This is a genomic window from Halococcus salsus, assembly GCF_009900715.1.
Classification (GTDB): Archaea; Halobacteriota; Halobacteria; order Halobacteriales; family Halococcaceae; genus Halococcus; species Halococcus salsus.
In genome coordinates, this window is the sequence record NZ_JAAAJC010000001.1 from 1173131 (window position 1) to 1195976 (window position 22846).

20 protein-coding genes are annotated in these 22846 nt (G+C 66.6%); 15 read left to right on the top strand and 5 right to left on the bottom strand.

Annotated elements, in window-relative coordinates:
* Positions 1 to 4: 4 nt before the first annotated feature.
* Entirely contained in the window at positions 5 to 1375 is a 1371-nt protein-coding gene (locus GT355_RS06110; protein WP_160133782.1) for a sulfatase family protein, read from the bottom strand.
* Positions 1376 to 1853: 478 nt separating this feature from the next.
* Between GT355_RS06110 and GT355_RS06115 the strand changes: the two genes are divergently transcribed.
* Positions 1854 to 2798 (top strand): glycosyltransferase family 2 protein, encoded by a 945-nt coding sequence (locus GT355_RS06115; RefSeq protein WP_160133783.1) that lies wholly within the window; start codon positions 1854 to 1856, stop codon positions 2796 to 2798.
* A gap of 3 nt (positions 2799 to 2801) precedes the next feature.
* Here GT355_RS06115 and GT355_RS06120 read toward each other — a convergent pair whose 3' ends face one another.
* Together GT355_RS06120 and aglG are read right to left on the bottom strand one after the other, a co-directional pair.
* Positions 2802 to 3827 carry a glycosyltransferase gene (locus GT355_RS06120; protein WP_160133784.1) on the bottom strand — a complete coding sequence of 342 codons (1026 nt, stop codon included), beginning with the start codon at positions 3825 to 3827 and terminating at the stop codon, positions 2802 to 2804.
* Positions 3820 to 4773, bottom strand: coding sequence for a glucosyl-dolichyl phosphate glucuronosyltransferase (aglG, locus tag GT355_RS06125; RefSeq protein WP_160133785.1), 954 nt, complete (start codon positions 4771 to 4773; stop codon positions 3820 to 3822). Before aglG ends, GT355_RS06120 begins: the two co-directional genes overlap by 8 nt.
* A 115-nt stretch (positions 4774 to 4888) precedes the next feature.
* Between aglG and GT355_RS06130 the strand changes: the two genes are divergently transcribed.
* The 3 genes from GT355_RS06130 (at position 4889) to GT355_RS06140 (ending at position 9284) form a co-directional block, all read left to right on the top strand.
* Entirely contained in the window at positions 4889 to 7816 is a 2928-nt protein-coding gene (locus GT355_RS06130; RefSeq protein WP_160133786.1) for an oligosaccharyl transferase, archaeosortase A system-associated, read from the top strand.
* Positions 7813 to 8763, top strand: coding sequence for a DUF368 domain-containing protein (locus tag GT355_RS06135; RefSeq protein WP_160133787.1), 951 nt, complete (start codon positions 7813 to 7815; stop codon positions 8761 to 8763). The genes GT355_RS06130 and GT355_RS06135 overlap by 4 nt, the downstream gene beginning before the upstream one ends.
* Before the next feature lie 131 nt (positions 8764 to 8894).
* Positions 8895 to 9284: a hypothetical protein gene (locus tag GT355_RS06140; protein ID WP_160133788.1), complete on the top strand. Its 390-nt coding sequence runs from the start codon at positions 8895 to 8897 to the stop codon at positions 9282 to 9284.
* A 6-nt stretch (positions 9285 to 9290) separates the two neighbouring features.
* Here the strand turns inward: GT355_RS06140 and GT355_RS06145 are convergent, their stop codons facing one another.
* The gene (locus GT355_RS06145) at positions 9291 to 10532 is read right to left on the bottom strand and encodes an HAD family hydrolase (RefSeq protein ID WP_160133789.1); all 1242 of its coding nucleotides are present in this window, start codon (positions 10530 to 10532) and stop codon (positions 9291 to 9293) included.
* A gap of 228 nt (positions 10533 to 10760) precedes the next feature.
* Between GT355_RS06145 and GT355_RS06150 the strand changes: the two genes are divergently transcribed.
* From GT355_RS06150 to GT355_RS06165, 4 genes are all read left to right on the top strand, one after another.
* A complete protein-coding gene (locus tag GT355_RS06150; protein ID WP_160133790.1) occupies positions 10761 to 11507 on the top strand; it encodes a prephenate dehydrogenase/arogenate dehydrogenase family protein in 747 nt (248 codons plus the stop codon).
* Positions 11504 to 12910, top strand: a complete 1407-nt coding sequence (locus tag GT355_RS06155; protein WP_160133791.1) for a small ribosomal subunit Rsm22 family protein — start codon at positions 11504 to 11506, stop codon at positions 12908 to 12910. The genes GT355_RS06150 and GT355_RS06155 overlap by 4 nt, the downstream gene beginning before the upstream one ends.
* 115 nt (positions 12911 to 13025) lie before the next feature.
* Positions 13026 to 13493, top strand: coding sequence for a DUF5793 family protein (locus GT355_RS06160; protein WP_160133792.1), 468 nt, complete (start codon positions 13026 to 13028; stop codon positions 13491 to 13493).
* 51 nt (positions 13494 to 13544) lie between these two features.
* Positions 13545 to 14921 (top strand): phosphohexomutase domain-containing protein, encoded by a 1377-nt coding sequence (locus GT355_RS06165; protein WP_160133793.1) that lies wholly within the window; start codon positions 13545 to 13547, stop codon positions 14919 to 14921.
* Positions 14922 to 15968: 1047 nt separating this feature from the next.
* Here the strand turns inward: GT355_RS06165 and GT355_RS06170 are convergent.
* Positions 15969 to 16226, bottom strand: a complete 258-nt coding sequence (locus GT355_RS06170) for a hypothetical protein (protein WP_160133794.1) — start codon at positions 16224 to 16226, stop codon at positions 15969 to 15971.
* A gap of 392 nt (positions 16227 to 16618) precedes the next feature.
* Between GT355_RS06170 and GT355_RS06175 the strand changes: the two genes are divergently transcribed.
* The 7 genes from GT355_RS06175 to GT355_RS06205 all read left to right on the top strand — a co-directional run bounded on the left by GT355_RS06175 (position 16619) and on the right by GT355_RS06205 (position 22722).
* Positions 16619 to 17005 carry a DUF5805 domain-containing protein gene (locus GT355_RS06175; protein WP_160133795.1) on the top strand — a complete coding sequence of 129 codons (387 nt, stop codon included), beginning with the start codon at positions 16619 to 16621 and terminating at the stop codon, positions 17003 to 17005.
* On the top strand, positions 16995 to 18020 hold the full coding sequence (locus GT355_RS06180) for a tyrosine-type recombinase/integrase (RefSeq protein ID WP_160133796.1): 1026 nt from the start codon (positions 16995 to 16997) through the stop codon (positions 18018 to 18020). The genes GT355_RS06175 and GT355_RS06180 overlap by 11 nt, the downstream gene beginning before the upstream one ends.
* Positions 18021 to 18253: 233 nt before the next feature.
* Complete coding sequence (locus GT355_RS06185) at positions 18254 to 19327, top strand: amidohydrolase family protein (RefSeq protein ID WP_160133797.1); 1074 nt, start codon at positions 18254 to 18256, stop codon at positions 19325 to 19327.
* Complete coding sequence (locus GT355_RS06190) at positions 19324 to 19704, top strand: metal-sulfur cluster assembly factor (protein WP_240145729.1); 381 nt, start codon at positions 19324 to 19326, stop codon at positions 19702 to 19704. The genes GT355_RS06185 and GT355_RS06190 overlap by 4 nt, the downstream gene beginning before the upstream one ends.
* A 233-nt stretch (positions 19705 to 19937) precedes the next feature.
* Entirely contained in the window at positions 19938 to 21032 is a 1095-nt protein-coding gene (locus tag GT355_RS06195) for an ABC transporter substrate-binding protein (protein WP_160133799.1), read from the top strand.
* Positions 21029 to 21877 (top strand): ABC transporter permease, encoded by an 849-nt coding sequence (locus GT355_RS06200; RefSeq protein ID WP_160133800.1) that lies wholly within the window; start codon positions 21029 to 21031, stop codon positions 21875 to 21877. Before GT355_RS06195 ends, GT355_RS06200 begins: the two co-directional genes overlap by 4 nt.
* Complete coding sequence (locus GT355_RS06205; RefSeq protein WP_160133801.1) at positions 21865 to 22722, top strand: ABC transporter ATP-binding protein; 858 nt, start codon at positions 21865 to 21867, stop codon at positions 22720 to 22722. Before GT355_RS06200 ends, GT355_RS06205 begins: the two co-directional genes overlap by 13 nt.
* The last annotated feature ends 124 nt before the right edge of the window (positions 22723 to 22846 follow it).

Sequence of the window (22846 nt, forward strand, 5' to 3'; positions counted from 1 at the left end):
GTCATCACTCCGCGTAGCCGAGGTCGCGGAGGCGCTGTTTCGTGGTCTCGTCCATCGCCACGGTCGAGAGGTCGTCGTCGGTCGCGACTATCGTCCGGCGGTGGTCGTCGAGGATCGCCTCGATGCGCTCGCACTCGTCGGGGTGGTCGGCCGCGACGTCCGCCTCTTCGTCGGGATCACTCCGAAGATCGTAGAGCGCGCCCGTCCCGTCGCGCTCGACGTACTTCCAGCGACGGTCGCGGTAGGCGTAGCGGTGCTCGCCCTCGCCGGTGTTCTCGGCCGACCAATCCCCGACGACGTGCTCGCGCGGCCACTCCCCGGTTCCGTCGAGCAGCGGGCGAAGGCTGTGGCCGTGGAAGGCTTCGGACTGCGTCCCGCCCGCGTAGTCCACGATGGTCGGGGTCAGGTCGAGCAGTCCGACGAGTTCGTCGTGCGTCTTCGGCTCGTTGGCTCCGGTTCCGGGGTCGACCACCAGCGGGACGTGGAGCACCTCGTCGAAGAAGGTCTGTGAGTGGCCGAACTCTCCATGCTCGCCGAGCGCTTCACCGTGGTCGGCGGTGAGTACGATCATGGTGTCCTCGCCCCAGTTGCGGCGGACGGAATCGACGAGGCGACCGATCTCGGCATCGGCGAAGCGGGTCTCGGCGTCGTAGAGGTCGATCAGGGTCTCGCGTTCGTCGGGGGTCAGGTTTTCGGGGTCCTCAACCATCGTCCGACGGAGGCGCACCGCCTCGCGTTCGTCCACCGGGTCGAACCCCAGGGCGCGCTGGTGGCGCTCGGGTGGGAGGTAGGGGTGGTGGACGTCCATGTAGTGGACCCAACCGAATCGCGGCCCTTCGGACTGTTTTTCGGCCCACGCGAGTGCCTTGTCGGTGATCTCGTCGGCGCGGACGTAGGCCGAGCCGAAGGAGAGGCCGGCCTCCTTCTCGGCGGTGTCGACCGCGCCCGAGAGGAGTCGGTAGAGCGCGCCGTCCTCGTCGAGTCGGCTCTTGACGACCTGCTTGAGTCGTGCGAGCTGGGAGGGATCCGTTTTGGAATCGAAGAAGCGGTCGAAGCCGCGGTCGTAGCCGAACTCCGCCGAGAGATAGAGGTTCGAGTGAAAGCCGGCGGTGCGATAGGCATCGGGGAGCGCCTCGGGGAGGAGGGTCTGGTTTTCGGAGACCCGCTCGTAACCGCCGTACATCAGCGCCGTCGCGGAGGTCAGGATCGAGGGGAAGGAGGCGCGGGTCGCGCACGCGTGGGCGAACGCGTTCTCGAAGCGGTGGCCGCCGGCCGCGAGCGCGTCGATGGCCGGGGTCGTCTCGCGGCCGTAGCCGTAGCAGGAGAGGTGGTCGGCCCGGAGCGAGTCGACGGTGATGAACAGCACGTCTCGCATCGTTCGTTTCGAGTCCTCCCTACGGCTTTGAGTACCTTTCCCTCCGTCGTCGGTCGGGTTTTCGACGGACGAACTGGCTCGGTAGGAGGTCGGTGCGGTGGTGGTGTAGTGCGGGTGCGGTGGTGGTGCGGTTACGATACGGGATGCTGTGGCGCGCGCTCGCGACCGGTCCGAACGAGAGTGAGGGCCGGTCGCGGACACTGTGCGAGGGATGAGCACCGCAGGGAGCGGTGCGAGGTTCGACTGAAAGGAGAACCTCGATTGCGAACGGGGAACGAAGTGACCCGTGAGCGAAGCGAGCGAGGAGCGCAGTCGGCTGGGGAGGCGTGTGGCTGTCGTGGGGCGGTGCTGTGCGGTCTCTCGTTTGCGTCGGGTATTGCCATCGCCGCATCAGTCATCAACTATCCACCCGGTCGTCTGCGTCAAGCCCGAACGGAAAAGGCGTTAACCCACGCTCCTCGACAGCAAAACGAGAACCGTGCCGAAGACCGTCTCGCTCCCGCGCTCGCTCCAAACAGGCGGCGGCCCGCTCGTCTCGGTTGTCGTCCCGACCTACGGCGACGCCGAGTACCTCCCCGAGGCGCTCGAATCCATCGCGAACCAGACCCACCGAAATATCGAGATAATCGTCGTCGATAGTTCGGGCGTGGACTGGCTCCATGACCTCGCCGATCGGGTCGAGGGATTCGAGTACGTCGAACAGGAGCCGCGGGGGTTGGCGGCGGCGCGGAATCGAGGGCTCGACGCCGCGACGGGCGAGGTGGTCGGATTCCTCGATGCCGACGACCGGTGGTGTCCCGAGAAACTCGAAGCGCAGCTCGCGGCGCTCGACGCCGGTGCCGATATCGTCTACTCGGACGTCTCCCTCCTCGAAAGTGGGACGAAACGCTATCAGTCATCGTTGCCGATCGAGAACCCCGACACCCATCACATCGACTTCCTCTACGAGGGCGGCGTGCCGATGCCGACCGTCGTCGCCCGCCGGGAGTGCTTCGACGACCACCGTTTCGACGAGCGCCTGCCGGCCGTCGAGGACCGTCACCTCTGGGCTCGACTGTTCGCCCGCTATCGACCCGCCCGGGTGGCCGAACCGCTCGCGTGCTACGCCGTGCGCGAGGATTCGATGAGTTCGGACGCGGCGGTCATGTACGAATCCGAACTCGAAGTGATCGCGGACCTCTGCGACCGACTGCCGGAGCTCGAACCCCATCGCGCGGCACTCGAACGCAAGGCCGAGTACAAACACGGGAAACGGCTGCTTCGAGCCGGCGACGCCGCGGCTGCCCGTGCTCCGCTCCGGGCGGCGCTCTCGGGCGAGCGGTCCGATCCCCGGGTTCTCGCGCTGCTCGCGGTCTCGTACCTCCCGTTCGGTCACCACCGGGCGCTCCGCGCGCTCGAACACCTCCAGGAACGACGCCAGTAGGTTCTATTGCGCCGGTTCCCCGCGACCGACGACGCGTCTGAGAGCCTGCGCGTAGCCTTCGGCGATCCGCGCGTAATCGAACGCCTTGACGTACTCTCGGAAGGCCTCGACGTCGCGGTCGGGCGCTCGCCCTACCGCGCGGGCGACGCTCTCCGGGGTCGGGTCGCAGGCTTCGACGAACTCGCCGAATCGCTCCTCGACGCGACCGTGGAGCCCGACGGTCGGTAGCCCCGCGGCGGCGTATTCGAGCACCTTCAGGGTGTGCGGGTCGTCGACCAGCGCGATTCCCACGTCCGCCGCGTGGAGGTAGCCCGGAACCCGTTCGTGCGCGACGCTCCCGAGGAAGACGACGTTCTCACGCTCGGCGGCGGTCCGTTCGACCAGCCCTTCGAGCGACCCCGTGCCGAGCACTACGAGGGTCCAGTCGTCGAGGTGAGCCATCGCGCCGAGGAGGGCTTCGACGTGATAGATGGGTTCGAGCCCGCCGACGTAGACCGCGAGAGGTGTGTTCGGGTCGACGTCGGCATCCGCGAGGTGGCTCCGTGCGTCCGCGACGGCCTCTTCCTCGGGGTCGGCGAACGCGTCGAAGGACACCCCGAGGTTGGTCTCCGTCGCGGCGCGGGCGTACCGCTCGACGCGCGGGCGCTCCTCGTCGTAGACGTAGAGCGTGTGGTCCGCGACCCGGAAGGCGACGTTCTCGGCGAGGCGCACCCCGAGCGAGAGCGCGGTGTCGCGGGTTTCGGTGAACTGTCGGATCGGGTCGACGTGGTCGACGACCAACGGAACTCCCGCGAGCTTCAGCCCCGCCCCCGCGAACGCACCGGCCCGCGTCGTCCCGATAACCACGTCGTACGTGGCGCGTTCGCGGAACGAGGCCAGCGAAGTTCGCGGGGTCGTGCCCCGGAGCGTGACGCGAAACCCGCGTGCTTCGAGCTGCTCCGCGATCCGACGGCGACCCACGCTGATCGTCTCGGGTTTGTCCGGCGTGAGCCAGAGCACGCGAATCGGGTTCTCGATGTCCTCAGCCATCGTCGGGCTCCGCGGAGCGATACCGAAGGGTCGCGTAGACGTATCCGAACCCGACGAGGCCTGTGAGCACGAGGAGCGCGAGGAGTTGGCTCGCGCGCTCGCGTGAGGGATGTCGAACGAGGCCAGCGAGCCGCCGCGGGAGGGATCTCGTCAGAAGCAGCCCCAGAAACGCGCTCTCCTCGCCCGTCGAGTCGGGGACGAACGACTCCATCGCGCGCTTCGAGTAGCCCTGCCAGAACGCCCGCCCCGCGAGCCAGCGTGGCCTCGTCCGGTAGTCGAACACCTTGTGGCCGACGAGCGCGCCGGGATCGTACCACACCCGTTCGCCGTACTCGCGTTCGAGCCGGGCACAGAATTCGGTTTCACCGCCCTGGAGCTTGTTGTCCCCCTTCCGACCACCGATCTCGGTGTCGAAGCCACCCAGGTCGAGGAAGACCTCGCGGCGGAAGGAGAGGTTCGAACCGTTGGTGTTGCGGACCTCGCCCGCGTGGTGTTCGTCGCCAGCGGGACCGAACCCCCGGTGGGTGACGCCGACGAGCCAGTAGAACTCCGCCGGGAGGAATTTCGGCCTGCCGGCGACCCACTCGGGCGTCATCCGCCCGCCGACGGCGAGCGAATCGTGGTCCTCGTAGGCCGCGACGAGACGGGCTATCCACTCCGGGTCGGCCCGCGCGTCGTCGTCGAGGAAGGCCACCACGTCGCCGTCGGCGACCTCGGCCCCCGTGTTTCGGCTCTCGAGCAGTCCCGAGTTCTCGTCGTTTTCGTGGATCGTGACGTCGTCGTGACTGGCGTAGGTCCCCCGAACCCGGTCGGCGAGCGCGGGGTCGCCGTCGACCACCACGACGAGTTCGGCGGGGTGGGTGTTGGCGAGCACGCTGTCGGCGGCGGCGCGGAAGTCCGAGAACAGCGCCGGGTCGTAGGTACAGAGCACCACTGACACCCGCATGCGCTGGCTGGGATCGGTCACGGCATAGCCCTTTTCGTTTCGGTCGTCGGGCGGGGAGAGGACTCACGTCGGGCGTTTCACAAGCTTTATGCGCGTCTTCTTGCTGGGATGGACAATGAGCCAACGCCGGGAACGTCTCGCCGATTCGGTTCCCGACCCGGTTCTCGACGCGGTCGCGTCGTGGTATCACGTCCCGGTTCTCCTCCTCCTCGTCGCGTTCATGCTCTGGATACGGGTCCGCAACTGGCGGAACTTCATCGTCGAGGGCCAGGTCTACTTCAGCGGCAACGACGCCTGGTACCACCTCCGGCAGGTCCAGTACACCGTCCGAAACTGGCCCAGCACGATGCCGATGGACCCCTGGACCGGTTTCCCCGAGGGCGCGACGGTCGGCCAGTTCGGCACCCTCTACGACCAGCTCGTCGCCACGGCGGCGCTGGTCGTCGGCGGCGGCAGTCCATCGGCCCAGACCACCGCGCTCACGTTGCTGTTCGCGCCGGCGGTGCTGGGAACGCTGGTGGCGATCCCCGCTTACTTCCTCGGCAAGCGGTTCGGCGGGCGGCTCGGCGGACTGGTCGGCGTCGCGGTGCTCGCGTTCTCGCCCGGTTCCTTCCTCTCGCGTTCGATCGCCGGCTTCTCCGACCACCACGCCGCCGAGGTGTTCTTCCAGGTCCTCGCGGTCGCGCTCCTCGTCGTCGCCATCGTGGTCGGCGAGCGCGAGAAGCCGATCTACGAACAGTTCGTCGAGCGCGACGTCTCGAACCTCCGAAAGCCTGTCGGCTGGGCGGCGCTCGCCGGGCTCGGCTTCACGCTCTACGTCTGGTCCTGGCCACCCGGCGTGCTCCTCGTTGGGGTCTTCGGCGTCTTCCTGCTCGTGGCGCTCCCCCTCCAGTTCCTCCGGGACGAGAGCCCCGAACACCTCGCGATAGTGGGCGCGGTCTCGCTCGGCGTCGCCGGGGTACTGCTGCTCGCGACGTTCGACACCACCGAGGTCAGCGCGTCGAGCTTCTCGCTGCTCCAACCCCTGCTCGCGCTCGTCGGTGCCGTCGGCTGTGTCTTCCTCGCGTGGCTCGCGCGCGTCGTCGAACGGAGCGACTATCCCAGCTACGCCTACCCCGGCACGATCCTCGGGCTGTTCGTCGCCGTCGTGGTCGTGATGGCGGTCGCCCTCCCGGACCTGCTCGGTTTCTTCGTGAATCAGATCGTCCGTACGATCGGGCTGGGGTCGAACGCGACCGCCCTCACCGTCGGCGAGGCACAGCCGCCGTACAGCACGGGCGCTCCGTTCGGTCAGGCGGTGAGTCAGGCCGTCGGCTTCCTCTTCAACTCCTACGCGTTCGCGCTCGTCGGGGGTGCGGTGGGGGCGGTGTTGATGCTGTTCGCCCTCGCGCGTGGCCGACTGAAACACCGAACGGCGGCCGGGTTCGTGCTGCTCTGGACCGGCTTCATGCTCGCCGCGACCCTCACCCAGTCGCGGTTCGATTACTACCTCGTGACGCCGGTCGCGGTGCTGAACGCGTACCTCGTCGGCTGGGTCGTCGACTACTTCGGTGAGACCGACACCCGCGCGACCCTCCGAAGCCTCCGCCTCCGTCAGGTCCTCACCGTGGTCGTGGTGGTGCTGTTCATCACCGCACCGCTCGCGGTCGGCGGGAGTGCGGGCACGGTGACCACCGCCGGGAGCTACGCCGACCAGGGCTCGACCCCCGGATCGACCGTCCAGGGCTGGGACGGGGCGCTGGAGTGGCTCAACACCAGCACGCCCGCCGAGGGCACCTACGGCGGTGCGGACAACGAGATGGGCTACTACGAGCGCTACGACCGCACGGACGACTTCGAGTATCCGGACGGCTCCTACGGGGTCATGTCGTGGTGGGACTACGGCCACTGGATCACCGTGCTCGGCCATCGGATCCCGGTGGCGAACCCGTTCCAGCAGAACGCCCACGAGGCCGCGAACTTCCTGCTCGCGCCGAACGAGTCCCGCGCCAACCAGATCGCGAGCACGCCCGAAGGGGAAGGCGACCGGTACGTGATGATCGACTGGCGGATGGGTGACGTCGCCGGCGGTGCGCTGTACACCGTACCGTACACCTGGTACAACGACGGCCCGATCTCGCTCGCCGACGACGTGTTCGTGGTCGCGAACCAGACCTCGGGGAGCCAGTTCGTCGGGTACAACCAGCGCCACTACGAGACGATGCGGACCCGGCTCTACGGCTTCCACGGCTCGGCGATCGAGCCCGAACCGGTCGTGATCGACTACGACACGACGCAGGCGACCTCCAGCGGCGTGCAGGCCAGGGTCACGAGCGGCAACCATCCCACGATCCGGGAGTTCGACACCATGAGCGACGCACGCGCCTACGTCAGAAACGACAGCACCGCCCAGATCGGTGGCGTCGGGAAGTACTCCGAGGAGTACGTCCCCGCGCTCCAGCACTACCGGCTGGTCAACGCGACGGAGACGAGCGGTCTCCTGAGCTCGCAGTCGTTCTACCAGTCCCTGATCAATCAGAACCAATCGACGGGACTGAGCCCGAACGAGCTCTACGCCACCCCGCAGAGCTGGGTCAAGACCTTCGAGCGGGTCGACGGGGCGACCGTCGAGGGCCAGGGACCGCCGAACAGCACCGTCGAGGCCAGCGTCGAGCTACAGATGCCCCCCTCACCGGTGCTCGACGACACGTTCACCTACACCCAGCGGGCGAACACCTCGGCCGACGGCTCGTTCACGATGACCCTGCCGTACTCCACGACGGGCTACGACCAGTGGGGCCCGGAGCAGGGCGCGACAAACGTCTCGATCCGGGCGACGGGCCCGTACACGTTCGAGACGACGGGCGCGAACGACACCGGCCCGAGCACGACCGTCGACGTCCCCGAGGGCGCGGTGATCGGCCGGACCGACGGCCCGGTGACCGTCGACCTCCAGCAGGGGTCGGCGTCGGATGCGAACGCCTCGAACGCAACGACGAACGCCTCGGCCAGCTCGAAACGCGCCCCCGTCGCTGAGGGGCCCGCTGGGAGCGTGGTACGATGAGCCGTCGGAGCTCCATGCGGGCGCTGGTCGTCGTCTACCTCAAGGGCATCTTCATGGGTGCGGCGGACGCGGTGCCGGGCGTCTCCGGCGGGACGATCGCGCTCATCACGGGGATCTACGAGCGGCTCATCGCCGCGATCACCGCCCTCGACCCGCGGGCGCTCCGCTACCTCCCGCGACTCCACCGCCGGACCGGCCGCGCCGCCTTCCGCGACGCGCTGGTCGAGATGGACATCCCGTTCCTGATGGCGCTGGGGCTGGGTATCGCGACGGCGCTCGTGACCGTCGCACGGCTCATGGCGTACGCCTTCGAGACGTATCCGGCCTACGTCGCCGCCCTGTTCTTCGGGTTGATCGCCGCTTCGGCGGTCGTCCTCTACGAGTACGTCTCGCTCGATACGCCGCGCCGCGTCGCGGTCGCGGTGTTCGGGTTCGCGCTGGCGTTCGTCGTCTCCGGTCCCGAGGTCGGGAGTTCGCTCCCGAACTCGCCGACGATCGTCCTCTTCGCGGGCGGGATCGCCATCGCCGGGATGATCCTCCCCGGGATCTCTGGGGCGTTCTTCCTCTACGTTCTCGGCCAGTACGAGTACCTGAGCAACACCCTCACGACGTTCACGAACCGTCTCGCAGGTTTGCTCTCGGGAGGGTCGGTCGCCGGGTTGGTCGAACCCGGGATCGTCATCGTCGCGTTCGGGGTCGGCGCGCTGGTCGGGCTGTTCTCGATCTCGTACGCCATCCGATGGGCGCTGGCGAACTACCGTGCCGCGACCCTCACGTTCCTCGTGAGCCTGATGGTCGGCGCGCTTCGCCTTCCGGTGACCGATATCCTCGACCACACCTCGAACCCCGGTCCGACGGTGATCGGGACGATCCTGGTCGTGGCCGTTCTCGGTGGCGTACTCGTGCTCGTCGTCGACCGGTTCACCGAGGACATCGAATTCTCCTGAAACAAGGCCTAGAACGGCAATTTTCGCCACAATCTACGTGGGATTATGGATTGGGTTCGTCATAGCTGACCGGCAGTTGCAGGCTCAACCGGAAAGGAGTCGGCGAGTGTTCGAATAAATGGAGACAAATCATGAATCCCCTTCCCGAGGACTTGCAGCTTCCGAGCGGCTGGATCTGCAAGCGAGCGTGCGCGGACGAGCTCGTTCTCGGTCGGTGCGCGGACGAGTTCGAGGTCATCGCGGCGCGAACCAGCGACGCCGACCGGCTGCCGTTCGAGCCGTCGCGCGGGTGGGACCTGTCGTGTCGGATCCGGGCGGGCGAGTCGGTGAGCCAGCGGTCCATCGGTCGGGTGTCGACCCAACGCGCGGCGCTCGCCGCGCTGCGGTCGTGCATGGAGCGCGTGACGGAGCTCGCCGACGCGCGCTCGGCCGACGAACTCAGTCTCGCGGTCGTGGTTCAGGACATCCACAACCAGTGTGAGATCCCGTCGATGACCCACGGCCGCGCGGTCAGCGGCTAATTCGCTTCACCGGATCGTCGCCAGCCGGTTGAGCGCGTAGACGATCCGGAGCACCTCGGCTGCGTTTCCACGGTCGAAGACGAGTTCGTCGGTCCGGATGACGTAATCGAGCACCGCGCGGGAGGCGTGTTCGGGGGCGGCGGCGAGGCCGGCGTCCCCGACCCACTCCATCACCCGGAGGTCGGACTTCGAATCGCCCATCACCAGCGGGAAGGCCTCGTCGATACCGAGCACCTCGAAGGCAGCCTCGACGCCGACGACCTTGTTGAGTTCGAGACTCCCGATCTCGGCGGCGTCGGCCTCGTAGTAGGCGACGTCGATGCGCTCGAAGGTGTCCGTGACCGCCGATGGGATCTCTTGAATGTTGAGGTCGGGGAGCCCGTCGCGAGCTTCGAGCACGCCCTGGATCTCGGGGTCCGCATCGGCGTAGAACCCGCGGGCCCAGTCGGTTCCGGCTCGGTCCGCCGTGGTATCGGTACGGTCGGCGACGGTCTCGCCGAGGAGGTCGAGGAGGTGACACAGTGCGGTGTCGATGACCTCGGCCGCTGGGTCGCTGCCGACCTCGGCGTTCGGCTTGAGGGTGACGTTGAACTCGTTGCCCTGGAGGTGACAGCCCTGCCGGATCGCCTCGGGTGCGTCGGGGAGCACCCGCGAGCGGATCCGGTAGAAGACGTCCTGTATCTCCTCGTCCAAGTCCTCATAGAGGAGTTCCTTCGTCCGCGGGCCGTGGCCGGGCGTGAACGCGCCGGTGCCGGCCTCGTAGACGATGCTCACGGTCCCCGAGTGGACGAGTTCGCTGCCGAGACCCTGGATCGTGAACCCCTTGACGTTCTCCAGGGTCTGTCCCGTGCAGATCACGATCGGGACGCCCGCCTCGTGAAACTCGGTGAGGTAGTGGAGGGTCTCCCTGGGGATCTCGTTGTCCGTGCTCCCCGCCGAACGGAGGGTCTCGTCGACGTCGAGCACGAGGGCGTTCACCCGACGGCCGTGTTTGGTACAGAGGTCGAGCGCGGTGAACGCCTCCTCGCGGGTGGCGTGGGCGGCGACGTCGGCGAGGGTCTCGCCGGCCTCGAAGGCGTCCCGGATCTCGTCCTTTCGGTCCGTGAGTTCGGCGTCGATCGTCTGGTAGTGTTCGAGCGCGACCCGCGAGTCCACCGGCGGGAAGACGTCGACGAAGCGCTGGTGGTCCCGAAGCGCGTCGGCGTCGAACTCGTCGTAGAGCTCGTAGAGGAGGTCGTAGCGGTCCATAACCGCAAGACAGCCCCCGTGGTGAAATACTGTCGGACGGGAGCGGTGTCGAGGTGGGTGGTCGGCGGCTGGCGCGCGGGAGCGGTGCGGTCCCTCGTTTGCAACGGGTTATCCGCGGTCGTCGCTGGTACATCGCCGTCACCAAAGGACAAGAATGAGAACCCGGAGACCAGTATCGTCGCGACCGCACTCGAACGGTTTTTTGCCGCCGCGGCGGAACCGTCGCCAATGAACCTCCTCGTCGTTGGCGCGGGCGCGATGGGACGGTGGTTCGCCGACGTCGTCGGGTCGGCGGGCATCGAAATCGCCTTCGCCGACACCGACCCCGACGTGGCCGCCGCCGCCGCCGACGCGGTCGGGGGTCGTACGGTCGCGCTCGACACCACCGAGCGCTTCGATGGGGTCTGCCTCGCGGTGCCGATCTCGGCGGTCGAAAGCGCGGTCGCGACGTTCGCGCCGCGGGCCGACCGCGCGATGCTCGACGTCACCGGCACGATGACGACCCCGGTCGAAGCCATGCGAACCCACGCACCCGACCACGAGCGGCTGAGCCTCCACCCGCTGTTCGCCCCGGTGAACGCCCCCGGCCGGATCGCCGTCGTCGGCGACGCGACGGGCCCGGTGACCGACGCGGTCCGCGAAGCACTCGAACGGGAGAACGACCCCTTCGAGACGACTCCCGACGAACACGACCACGCGATGACCACGGTACAGGCCCGCACCCACGCCGCGCTGTTGGCCTACGCGCTCGCCGCCGACGACGTCCCGGACCGCTTTCACACGCCGGTCTCCGGGCCGCTCTCCGAGCTCGCCGACCAGATGCTCTCGGGCTCGCCGGGGGTCTACGCCGAGATCCAGGCGGCCTTCGACGGCACGGAGGAGATCGCCGCCGCGGCCGAACGCATCGCCGCCGCGGATCCCGAGGAGTTCGAGGGGCTCTACCGCGAGGCACGCGATTCGGTGGGCGAGCGATGAGCGCCGACCAGCGTGAGCAGGTCCGGGCGAACGCGAAGTACCTCCGGGAGGTCCGACCGATCGACCCCGAGGAGATCTTCGAGTACGTCGACGGCCGACCTCACCCCGCGGTGGTTCGGGAGACGCTCCGCGACGAAGCCCCCGACCTCGGGCTCGTCGAACGGGCGGACGGCACGTTCGTTCCGGTCGCCGACGACCCGATCGCGGTCGAGTTCGACGACGTGTCGGCGTTCCCCGACGAACACGCCCGCGACCTCGAGAACCTACTGGTCGAAGCCTACGGACCGGGCTGGCCCGACGGCGAATCGGGAGACGGGCTCCGCGACCGGATCCGCCGGTTCAAGGAGTCCTACTTCGCGGGGCAGACGGTCGAGTACGACCGCGACACCGCGCTGGCGTACGCCATCTACCACCTCGCGGACTACTACGCCGTCGCGCAGTACGTCCTCGCCGACCTCGCGCGCGATGGACTGCTCTCTCATCACCTCCGGGTGCTCGACGTCGGTGCCGGCGTCGGCGGCCCGGCGCTCGGCCTCGCCGACCTGCTCCCCGACGACGCGCTCTGTGAGTACCACGCGATCGAGCCGAGTGCAGCAACCGAAATTCTCGATTCGCTGCTCGAAGCCACCGGGCGAAACGTCCACCCGACGATCCACCGCACCACCGCCGAGGACTTCGAACCCGAGGGCGAGTACGACCTGATCCTGTTCGCGAACTCCCTCAGCGAACTCGACGATCCAGCGGGAGTCGCTCGGCGGTACTTCGACGCCCTCGCTCCCGCCGGTTCGCTGGTCGGGATCGCTCCCGCCGACCGCGAGACCTCGATCGGGCTTCGACAGGTCGAGCGCACGCTGTGTGATTCGGGCCCCGCGACGTGCTACGGCCCCGCCGTTCGGCTCTGGCCGGGCCACGCGCCCACGGATCGGGGTTGGTCGTTCGACGTGAAACCCGACTTCGCCGTACCCGGATTCCAGCAGCGGCTGGCCGAGGCCGTCGAGGACCCGGACGACGACCCCGAGGCGTTCGTCAACGTCGACGTCCAGTTCTCCCACACGGTCCTCCGACGAGAGGGACCACGAAGGACCGAGTTCACCCCCAATCCCGACAGAACAGCGAAGATGGCCGAGAGCGAGGAGCACGTCTCGAACCGCGTCGACCTCGTGGCGGCGAAACTCAGCCACTCGCTCTCCGAGGGGAACCCGCTGTTCAAAGTCAGCGACGGCAGCGAGTCCGCCGACCACTACGCGGTGGTGACCCGCGAGACCGGGCTGAACCGCGCGCTGACGACGGCCGGCTACGGCGACCTCCTCGCGTTCGAGAACGTCCTCGTGCTCTGGAACGACGACGAGGACGCCTACAACCTCGTGGTCGACGACGAGACCATCGTGGATCGGCTGGCGTGAGGTCTAGGTCTTTCGGCAGCCTCATCCGAGCGTGGCGGCGTTCGCGGGGTGTCAGTGGTGATGCCCGCCGGCGTTACGTTCATCACGTCGGGGGCCGTAGCGTGGACAGACCCGAATGAGGCGCGAGTACTTCGACCTCCACGTCAGCAACACCGATTGGGTGTCGACCGAGGACGAGCCTCGAAAACCCACGATCGTCATCGCGTTCGACGGTCCGCGCGAGGTGCTCGAGACCAGCCTCGCGGGGGCCGACGAGGGCCTCGTCGAGGCGAGCGAGACCGACGTCAACTACCGATTTCACGCCGACGGGCCCGCGGGCGACGGCGTGCTCTCGGTCACCAACCGTATCACGGGCGACTTCGTGCTCGAACTCAACGCGACCGCCGACGGCGTGCTCGAATTCATCCGGGCCGCCCGAGCCTACGGCGAGCGCGCCGCCGACGGCGACGGCCGCTACCGGCTCGTGGTTCGTTTCGAGAACGACGAACTCCTCGCACACGAGAAGTCCACCTTCCTCGTCTACAACCACGAGGGCAACCTCGTTCGCCAGCACAGCCTCATTCCCGGTGGCGTCGAGCTCTGAGTTCGGCCGCTATCCTCCCAGACTAAGTAGCCCCGCGACCCGAGACTGGGTATGACACTCTTCGGTACCGCGGGTATCCGCGGTCCGGCAATATCTCGGGTGACGCCCGAACTCGCGCTCGCGGTCGGCCGGGCGGCGGGGCTCGACGCCCGCGCGACCGACGGCGTGGACCCGACGTTCGTCGTCGCACGTGACGGTCGCGAGACGGGGTCCGGGCTCGCCGCCGCCCTCGAAGCGGGACTCGAAAGCGCCGGTGTGGCCGTGCGCCGTGCAGGCGTGCTTCCGACGCCGGCGCTCGCGTTCGCCTCACGGGGGCGACGCGGCGTGATGGTCACCGCGAGCCACAACCCACCAGCCGACAACGGTCTGAAGTTCTTTCACGACGGTCAGGAGTACGACGACGACGCCGAGGCCCGCATCGAGAGCCGAGTAGAGGAAGACCCCGACCCGGTGGCATGGAACGAGTGGGGAACCGCGGAGCGACTGCACCCGCTCGGGGCGTACCGCGAGGCGGTCACGGACTACGCGGAGGAGTACGGCGCGGCGCTCGACGGCCTCACCGTCGTCGTCGACTGTGGCAACGGAATGGCGGGCCGGGCGACCCCGCAGGTACTCGACGAACTCGGTGCGGACGTCACGGCGCTGAACGCGAACGTCGACGGGTCGTTCCCCGCTCGTGGGTCGAAACCCACACCCGCCACCCTCGGGGACGTTCGGGCGTTCCTCGCGGACGGGGATGCCGACCTCGGGTTCGCCCACGACGGCGACGCCGACCGGATCGTCGTCCTCGATTCGACTGGTGAGATCGTCCACGAGGACACGATCGTCGCTGTGCTCGCCGAACGGTACACCCGTGCGAGCGACGCCGCAGACCCGGTCGTGGTGACGACGCCGAACGCCTCCTCCCGGATCGACGACCGCGTCACCGCGGCGGGTGGGCGGGTCGAACGGGTGCGTCTGGGGGCGCTCCACGAGGGGGTCACGGCGGCATACGCGGCGGGGACGGACGACACGCGCGTGGTGTTCGCGGCCGAGCCCTGGAAACACGTCCACCCCGAACACGGCCCCTGGATAGACGGCGTGGCGAGCGCCGCGGTCCTGGCACGGTTAGTCGCCGAGAGCGGTCTCGATGCGCTTCGTGAACCCGTTCGGGAACTCCCCTACCGAAAGGTGAGTCTCGACTGTCCCGACGACCGGAAGGAACCGGTGATGGAGCAGCTCGCGACGACCCTCTCGGACGAGTTCCCCGACGGCGAAGTCGCGACCGAACACGGGGTCCGCATCGAGCGCGACGACGGCTGGGTACTGGTGCGCCAGAGTGGTACCGAACCGAAGGTCAGGATCTACGCCGAGAGCGAACAGGTAGACGCACTCATCGACCGAACCCGCCGGGTCATCGAGACCGCCGTCGACCGACCGACCTCCTGAACCGACCGATCTCGGGTTCTCTTCGAGTGAACGTATTCGGCGAGACGAGGGCAGATTGTGTATCGCAACATGCAGTTCATACGTCGCAGGCCCGACAGGGATGTAGACGAGAATATATAAAATTAATTACAATTGATCTGCTAATCTGCGGAAAATCGTCTGAGGGGATCGAAAGTGGTTCGGACGGGACAACGAAGCCTCACGGGTTCCGTAGCGAACAACCACCGCGAACGGGTCTAGTTCGTATAGTAGGACCCGATATATTCGGTCGGAGTGGTCGAGGAAGTACCAAGCAGAAGTGGTGTATCGCGCGACCGTACGGTCCCCTCATCCTCGCTTTGGGGTGATTCGACGGTTTCTCGCGGCTTCACGGCGACTGACGACCGCAGCGCTGGTTGAGCGATTTCAGAGCTTGGGTTGTGGACAACCGCCAGGGATGCTGAATGCCCGATATCCCCTCGTTCGGGCCATCACGAGGGACGAGCGGTCTTTCGACCACCGGGGCCAGCATGCCGTGATTCGACATCGACCCGGTTCGGTGGTGCTTCCCCACACCGTTCGCCGACCTCCAGAAGGTGATATTCACCGCGTGCAGGAGGTGTCGGAGTTCGTTCGATCGTTCTGTGTACGTGCGTAGCCATACCACGTCTGATGCCGTGAGATGTGCCCGCAGAGTGCCGATATGGCGCGACTCAGGCGGTTACAAAGGCCACGGTCCGAGCTCACGACGCCGTATTCCTATCCTCGAAACGCTTCGCGTTTTCGGTGTAAGAAAGCACGTCGCGTCTTTCCATGCCCTACAGAACGGGGTTTCATGCCGTTTCTTCCGCTGGGCCACGATCCGGATGTCGCAGAGCAGTTCCCTCCGACTCAATCGCATCGAAATACCCGATGGCCCGCTGTGATGCTCGACCCGTCTCTGCTCCGAAAAGCGCTCTACCTGCCGTATGACGGCTGTTCGAGCGAACGCGTACACATCGTCCTCTAAGGGGGGACCTAGAAGCTAAACCGAGATGAGGGTTCGAGACGTCGAGAGACGACGAGCGGTCACTCGTCCCTCGCCTCCCGCCGGTCCTGCTCGATGAGAGCCTGCTGGACTTGGTGGCGAAGCGGCGCGCCGTCGATATCGTACGGGAACTCCGCGACGGTCTCCTCGACGGCGATGGCGAGACGCATCGCTTCCTTGATCGCCTCCGAGCGCGAGCCAGCGTGGTTGGGCCCGCAGCCGAGCGTCTCGTCGAACTCCCGAAGCACGTCGTCGTCCGCGCCGATCCAGATACCGATCGTAGTGCCGTCCGAAGCCATGTTCCGACCTGGTTCGCGGGGGACTAAACACGCGGGATGTCACCCTCGCGTGGTTCGTAGTGGTCCGCACGCGAGCCCTCGCATGCAGTCGAGTTTCTGGGCCGCTCCGAGGAGCCCACTGGCCACACGCTGGATCGCTCCAGTCGTTCCGAGGGTTTATATCGGTCGAGACTCAGCGGGGAGTGACCACGCTGCCGAAACGAACTCGATTTCCGAGTTCTATCCTGCAAGGCTGCAAGGCTAATCTTGCAGGTCTGGTCGAACTGGCCTGCAAGGGCGCGCGAAAATCGCATGACTTAGAAGGGATAGTCGGAAACGCGCTGTGAAAATAAGAGACCTTATCCTGTGTGAGTGCCGAAGATTGATGCCGATGGCGTACGAGAGATCGATCGATGGCCGACACCGAACGGACGACGGTCAGAACGCAGGTGCCGTCGTATCAGCAAGAGGAGTGGCGGGCGCACGCCGACGACCTGGGGATGAGCCAGAGCGAGTTCGTCAGGTCGATGGTCCAAGCCGGGCGTCACGGGTTCGACCTCGATACCGAATCCGGGGAACCCGGTTCTGACGGTGCGACCCCGGGGGTCGACGACCTCGAAACACGGCTCCTCGATGTTCTGGACGAGGAGCCCCATTCGTGGGAGGAGATCGTCGGCTCGCTCACCGAGGACCTCGAAGACCGGCTCGAAACCGCCCTTCAGCGTCTCCAGCGCGAGGGTCGGATCCAGTACAACGGCCGTCGGGGTGGCTACGCCGTGACCGGGACGGATGTCGACTGAGACGGTCTCGCCGGACGACCCGGTCGCGTACTTCCTCCAGAACCTCGAATACCAGGGTCGGTCCGAACGCACCCGTGCGGCGTACGAACGCGTCCTCCGTCGATTCAAGCGATTTCTCGGCGATTCGGGGAAGGTGCTCGCCGAGGCCGGCGAACACGAGTGTATGGCCTGGGTGCACTCGTTGCGAACGGACCTGGCTCAGAGTACGGTGGCGACCTACGCGACGTATCTCCACCGTTTCTACACCTACATGGCCCGTGTCGGTGCCTTCGAGGCTAACCCGATGGCGCTCGTGGTCGAGGGAATGGACGAGACGATCGACAAGAACCCCCACCGACGGGATATATCGGTATCCGCGATGCGGGCGTTCGTCGCCGATATCCACCATCCACTCGACCGGGCCGTCGTGGTGGCGCTCCTGAAGACTGGAATACGCGTCGGTGAGCTCTGTAACCTCGATCTACGGGATCTCACGGTGGCCGACGACGAACTCGCCGCTCGGTTCCCCCTCGGTGGTGGAGCGCTCCGCGACCGCGAGAACGCGCTCCACGTCAGGAGCGACGTCTCGAAGGGGGCTGTCGTCAACGGCGAGGAACGGAGCGCCTCGAACAAACGAAAGCGGGCGACCGTGGTCCCGGTCGACGAGGAGCTCCGGTCGATCCTCCGGCGCTGGCTCGCCATCCGCCCCGACGCGGTCTCACCCGCCGAACCGCTGTTCCTCAACACCGGCCGCAAGTGGGGTGAACGCCTCACACCTGCGATGGTGGGCCGGATCGTCCGGGATCACGCCCGAGAGAACGGCTGGTACCGAACGGGTGGCGGGGCGAGTGAGAACGTCACGCCCCACTACTTCCGACATTTCTTCACGACACATCTCCGTGACCGCACCGGCGACCGTGGCATCGTGAAGTACCTCCGTGGCGACGTCGCGAGCGACGTCATCGACACCTACACTCACGACTGGGGTGGCCGGGTTCGCGAACGATACATATCGAACATCTATCAATTACTTTGACGAGCTGCGAAGCGAGTCGTGTCTCGTCTCGAACTCGTAAATCACATGCTGTTATACAAATTTGCCACCGGGAAGTACGGAAGCTCGATCGGGCCGATCGCCTCGATATCGAGCGCGTTGTAGGCATTCGTCGGCGATTCGAGGAGCGGCTGCCGAGTTGCGTGGCAGGCTTTCAATCTCGACTCGGTATAGTTGCCCGAACATTAATGAGGAATACTGCCATCGGTCGTGATATGACATCACTTGACGACGTTTTCGTCGCCGATGCGGTGTGTCACGCGTACAACCAGACCGAGGCGAACTATCGGGTGCCCGAATACGCAGCACAGGTCGTACAGATCGGTGTCGGGTTGGAGAACGCGATGCCGGAAGGCTACGCACGTACGGAGGAGACCTTTCTCAGTGACTGGGCCATCGAGAACACCGAAAACGCACTCTTCCGCGAGAGTCAGACGGATTTCAGCGTCATCCACCCACAGTCCATAGCGGCGTTCCACGACGGCCTCACCGCGCTCGACAAAGCGATCGCCTACCAGGAACGCAACCCGCACCGTGGCGCGGCCCTCGCCAGTATCGACGCTGTCGGGACGGACGACCCCGAGGCGGAACTGACGCGCCAGGTCGACGAGTTCGACCCCCACGGCGTGAAGGTGTATCCCTCCTACTGGGAGGAAGACGGGACTCACCACCCGTTCAAGATGGACGACCCCGAGACCGCGTTCCCGCTCTGGGAACGCGCGAGCGACCTCGACCTCGACGTCGTCGCCGTCCACAAGGCCCTCCCGTTCGGCGCTGCCCCGATGGACTCCTACAAGGTCGGCGACGTCGAGGAAGCTGCCAACTGCTTCCCCGAGCTCAACTTCGAGATCGTTCACGGCGGATTGACGTTCGCTCGGGAGACCGGCTGGCAGATCGCCCGCCACCCGAACGTCTACGTCAACCTCGAACTCACCCTCGCGGAGGCCGTGACGACACCGAAAACGTTCACCGAGACGTTTCAGGACCTCCTCTACGCCGGCGGGAAACACGCGGTCGACAAGATCCTCTGGGGAACCGGCGCACCACACTTCCATCCCCAGCTCCTCTTGGAGCGGTTCTGGGCGTTCGACTTCCCCGAGATGGAGAGCTTCTCCGGGAGCTTCACCATAACGGAGGACGACAAACGGAAGATCCTCGGGGAGAACTTCGCGGCGGCACACGACTTCGACCTCGACGAACTGAAAGACCGAGCAGCGCGCGGCGAGTCCAGCACCGGAGGGACGGTGGCCGAGCCGTGGTCGACGACGGACTTCGAGGTGGCATCATGACACCAACGGCGACCGTCCGCGACGCGCTTCGGGGGATCGTGGACCCGTGCAGCGCGGCGACGGGGTCCAACCTCGACATCGTCGAGATGGGTCTCGTCAAATCGATCGAGGTCTCCGACGGGCACGCCCGTATCGGGATGCGACTCACGACGCCTGCGTGTCACATGGGTCCGTACTTCATCAAGGAGACCAGGGAACGCGTTGGCGCGCTTCGCGATGTAGAGTCGGTGTCGCTCGAAACGGACGGTGGCTTCGAGTGGTCCGAGAAGATGATGACCGACGACGCCAAGCAACGCCGTCAGGCGGTCCTCGACGAACAGGAACGACGCTACCGCGAGGAGATCGAGGGCGAGAGTCGTTCGGCTGTCCAGGAGTAGCTACGGGACGACCGCGACCCGTCGCCCTCCCATCGAGCAGCGTCCTGCCGGGTTCCCGACTGTCGCTGAACGAACGCGGCGTGTGTCAGTGTTCAGAACGGGTTGTCCTCGACGCGGATCGGGGCTTGCAACGAGCGCATAGTTGCCACACCAATTCCCGCACCTTGATTATCAAAACTCCACTACAAGATAGCATCTCTTATTAAGACAGAGAATATAGATAACAACATACGATGCACGAACGCACTCGGCGACGGGTTCTCACGGCGAGCGGGGCGGCCGCCGTCTCCGTGATGGGGCTGTCCGGCTGCGTCGGTCAGAGTAGTCCGAGCGGCAACGACAGTGCCAACGGCACCAACAACGAGGTGGAGAACAGCAGTGCCGGCGGTGGGAGCAGCAGCGGCGGGGAACTCACGGTCGCCTACGTGCCGATCTACCCGAACATGCAGCACTACATCATGCAGGAGGAGGGCTATTACGACGCCCTCGATACCGAGGTGACGGCCAAGCGCTTCTCCGACGGTCCGAGCGTGGTCAAGGCGTTCGCGAGCGACGAGGTCGACGTCGCGCTGTTCGGTGTCACGCCGGCGATGGTGCTCACGGACAAGGGCAAACAGGCCGACGTCCTGGCGGCGAACAGCCGAAACGGTTTCCGGGTGATGGCGACGAACGCCTTCGGCGACTTGTACGCGGACCAGCATGGTGACGCGTTCTCGGCGTTCGAAAAGCGGGAGGGTCGGAAGGTGACGTTCGGGGTCCCGCCCGACGGCAGCGTTCCCGACATCGCCCTCCGATACTGGATCGAACGGGACCTCGGTCTCGGGGAGCTAGAATCGGTCGTGGACAAGGTGACGGTCTCCCCGGCGAAGGCCCCACAGACGATGGGGAGCGGCGGGGTCGACGCGACGATGATCCAGGAGCCGTTCGCGACGGTGATCGAGAACGAGCAGGGCTTCGGGGAGGTCGCCTGGTCGGGCGATATCCTGCCGGGCCACCCGGTCACGGTGACGTTCGTCCAGAACAGCGTTCCGAGGGATATCGCCGAAGGGTTCGTCGAGCAGCACAGCAAGGCGACGAAATTCGTCCGGAAAAACCCGAAGAAGGCGGCCGAGGACGCCGCGGCGGTCATCGGTTCCGGTGTCAGTACCGACCTGGCACGGAAGGCGATCGACTCGCAGGCGTCCGACTTCCTCTCGGATCCCCACGAGGTACGAACCCAATCCAAGACGATGGCTCGACTCGTCGAGGAGATCGGGAACACGGAGTCGGTGGTGTCGCCGAAACAGCTGTTCGATTTCAGCGTCTACGACGCCGTCTCGAAGCGATGAGCGTCGAAACCAGCGACGCCGACTCGGCTACGGAAGACGGGTTGTTTCCCGACCTGAACCCGGGTCGGATCGTGAGAGGGACCCTCGGGACGGGGGGATTTCTCGTGCTCTGGTGGGTCGCGTCGTCGCTGATCGAGCCGGCGTACCTCCTCCCCGGACCGGCGGCGGCGGCGAGCGCCTTCGTCGAACAGTTCACGATGAGCGCGCGGTTCACCGTTCCGCTGGTCGGTGCCGAAGTTCAGACGTCGCGCATGGTGGTGAAGCTCGCCCAGACCCTGCTCCACTACGTTCCGGGGCTGCTCGTCGGCGCTTCGTCCGGTATCGCGCTCGGGACCGCCCTCGGCTGGAGCGGGCGGCTCGACGACGCGCTGACCCCGGTCGTGCGGCTCCTCCGACCGATCCCGCCGCTGGCGTGGGTCGTCTTCGCGATCGTGTGGTTCGGGATCGGGCACGCCGGGGCGGCGTTCATCGTCTTCATCGGCGCGTTCTGGCTCAACTTCTACGGGGCGTACAGCGGCGTCGAGGACACGCCGGGGCGGCTCACGGAGGTCGCGTCGAGCCTCGGGGTGCGGGCGGACCTCGAGATGATCCGTCACGTCGTTCTGCCGAGCGCCGCCCCGCAGATCCTGACGAGCTTCCGGACGAGCATCGGCCGGTGTCTGATGATCGTCGTCGGCGCGGAGCTCTTCGGGGCTCCCGGGGTCGGCTACGAGATACTCAACGCCTCGAACAATCTCGCGATGGACACCAGCGTCGCGTACATGCTGGTGATAAGCCTCGTCTATCTCGTGATGGACGGGGCGTTCCGCGGTTTCGAACGGCGGGTGCTCGCGTGGCGCGAGTGAGCGACGGCGAGCCATCCGAACGGACCGACGACCGCACGACCGCCGCCGAACGTGCCGACGACGGGGACGAGGCCGACGAAACGCCGGCGATCCTCGTCGACGGGGTGAGCAAGCGTTACGAGTCCGATCGTCAGTCGATTCAAGCCCTCGACGACGTCCGCTTCAGCGTCGGGACCGGCGAGTTCGTCTGTCTCGTCGGCCCCTCGGGGTGTGGAAAGACGACGCTCCTCCGGGCGATCGCGGGGCTCGAACCCTCGATAAACGGGGCGGTCGTGATCGACGGCGAGCGGATCGACGGCCCGGGAACCGACCGTGGGATGGTGTTTCAGGAGTACGGTCTGTTCCCGTGGCTCACCGTTCAGGAGAACGTCTGTTTCGGGCTCGAACGCCAGGGGATGGCGCGGGAGGCCTGTGACGACCGGTGTTACGAGATGCTCGACCTCGTCGGGCTCGACGGGTTCGCCGACGCCTACCCGAAGGAGCTGAGCGGCGGCATGAAACAGCGGGTCGCCGTCGCCCGCGCGCTCGCCGTCGACCCCGGAATCCTCCTGCTGGACGAACCGTTCGGGAGCGTCGACGCGCGGACCCGCGAGCGGCTCCAGAACGAACTCCTCGACATCTGGCGGGCGACCGAGAAGACGACGCTGTTCGTGACCCACGAGGTCGACGAGGCCGTCGTCCTCGGCGACCGGGTCCTCGTCATGGGTGCCGATCCCGGCCGGGTGGTGGAGGCGGTTGACATCGACCTCCCGCGGCCACGCTCCCGAACCGACGAGGCGTTCGTCGCGTACACCGAACGGGTCCGGTCGCTCATCGGTGACGGGGCGACCGGCCGACTTCGATGACCAAACGCCGAATATGCCGTGTAGAAGCCGCCAGCATCCTGACGACGTTCCTCTCGACCGGATCGACGGGTTCGGTCCCCATCCGGGTTCACCGATGAGCGGTCGGCCCACGCCGACCGAAGTC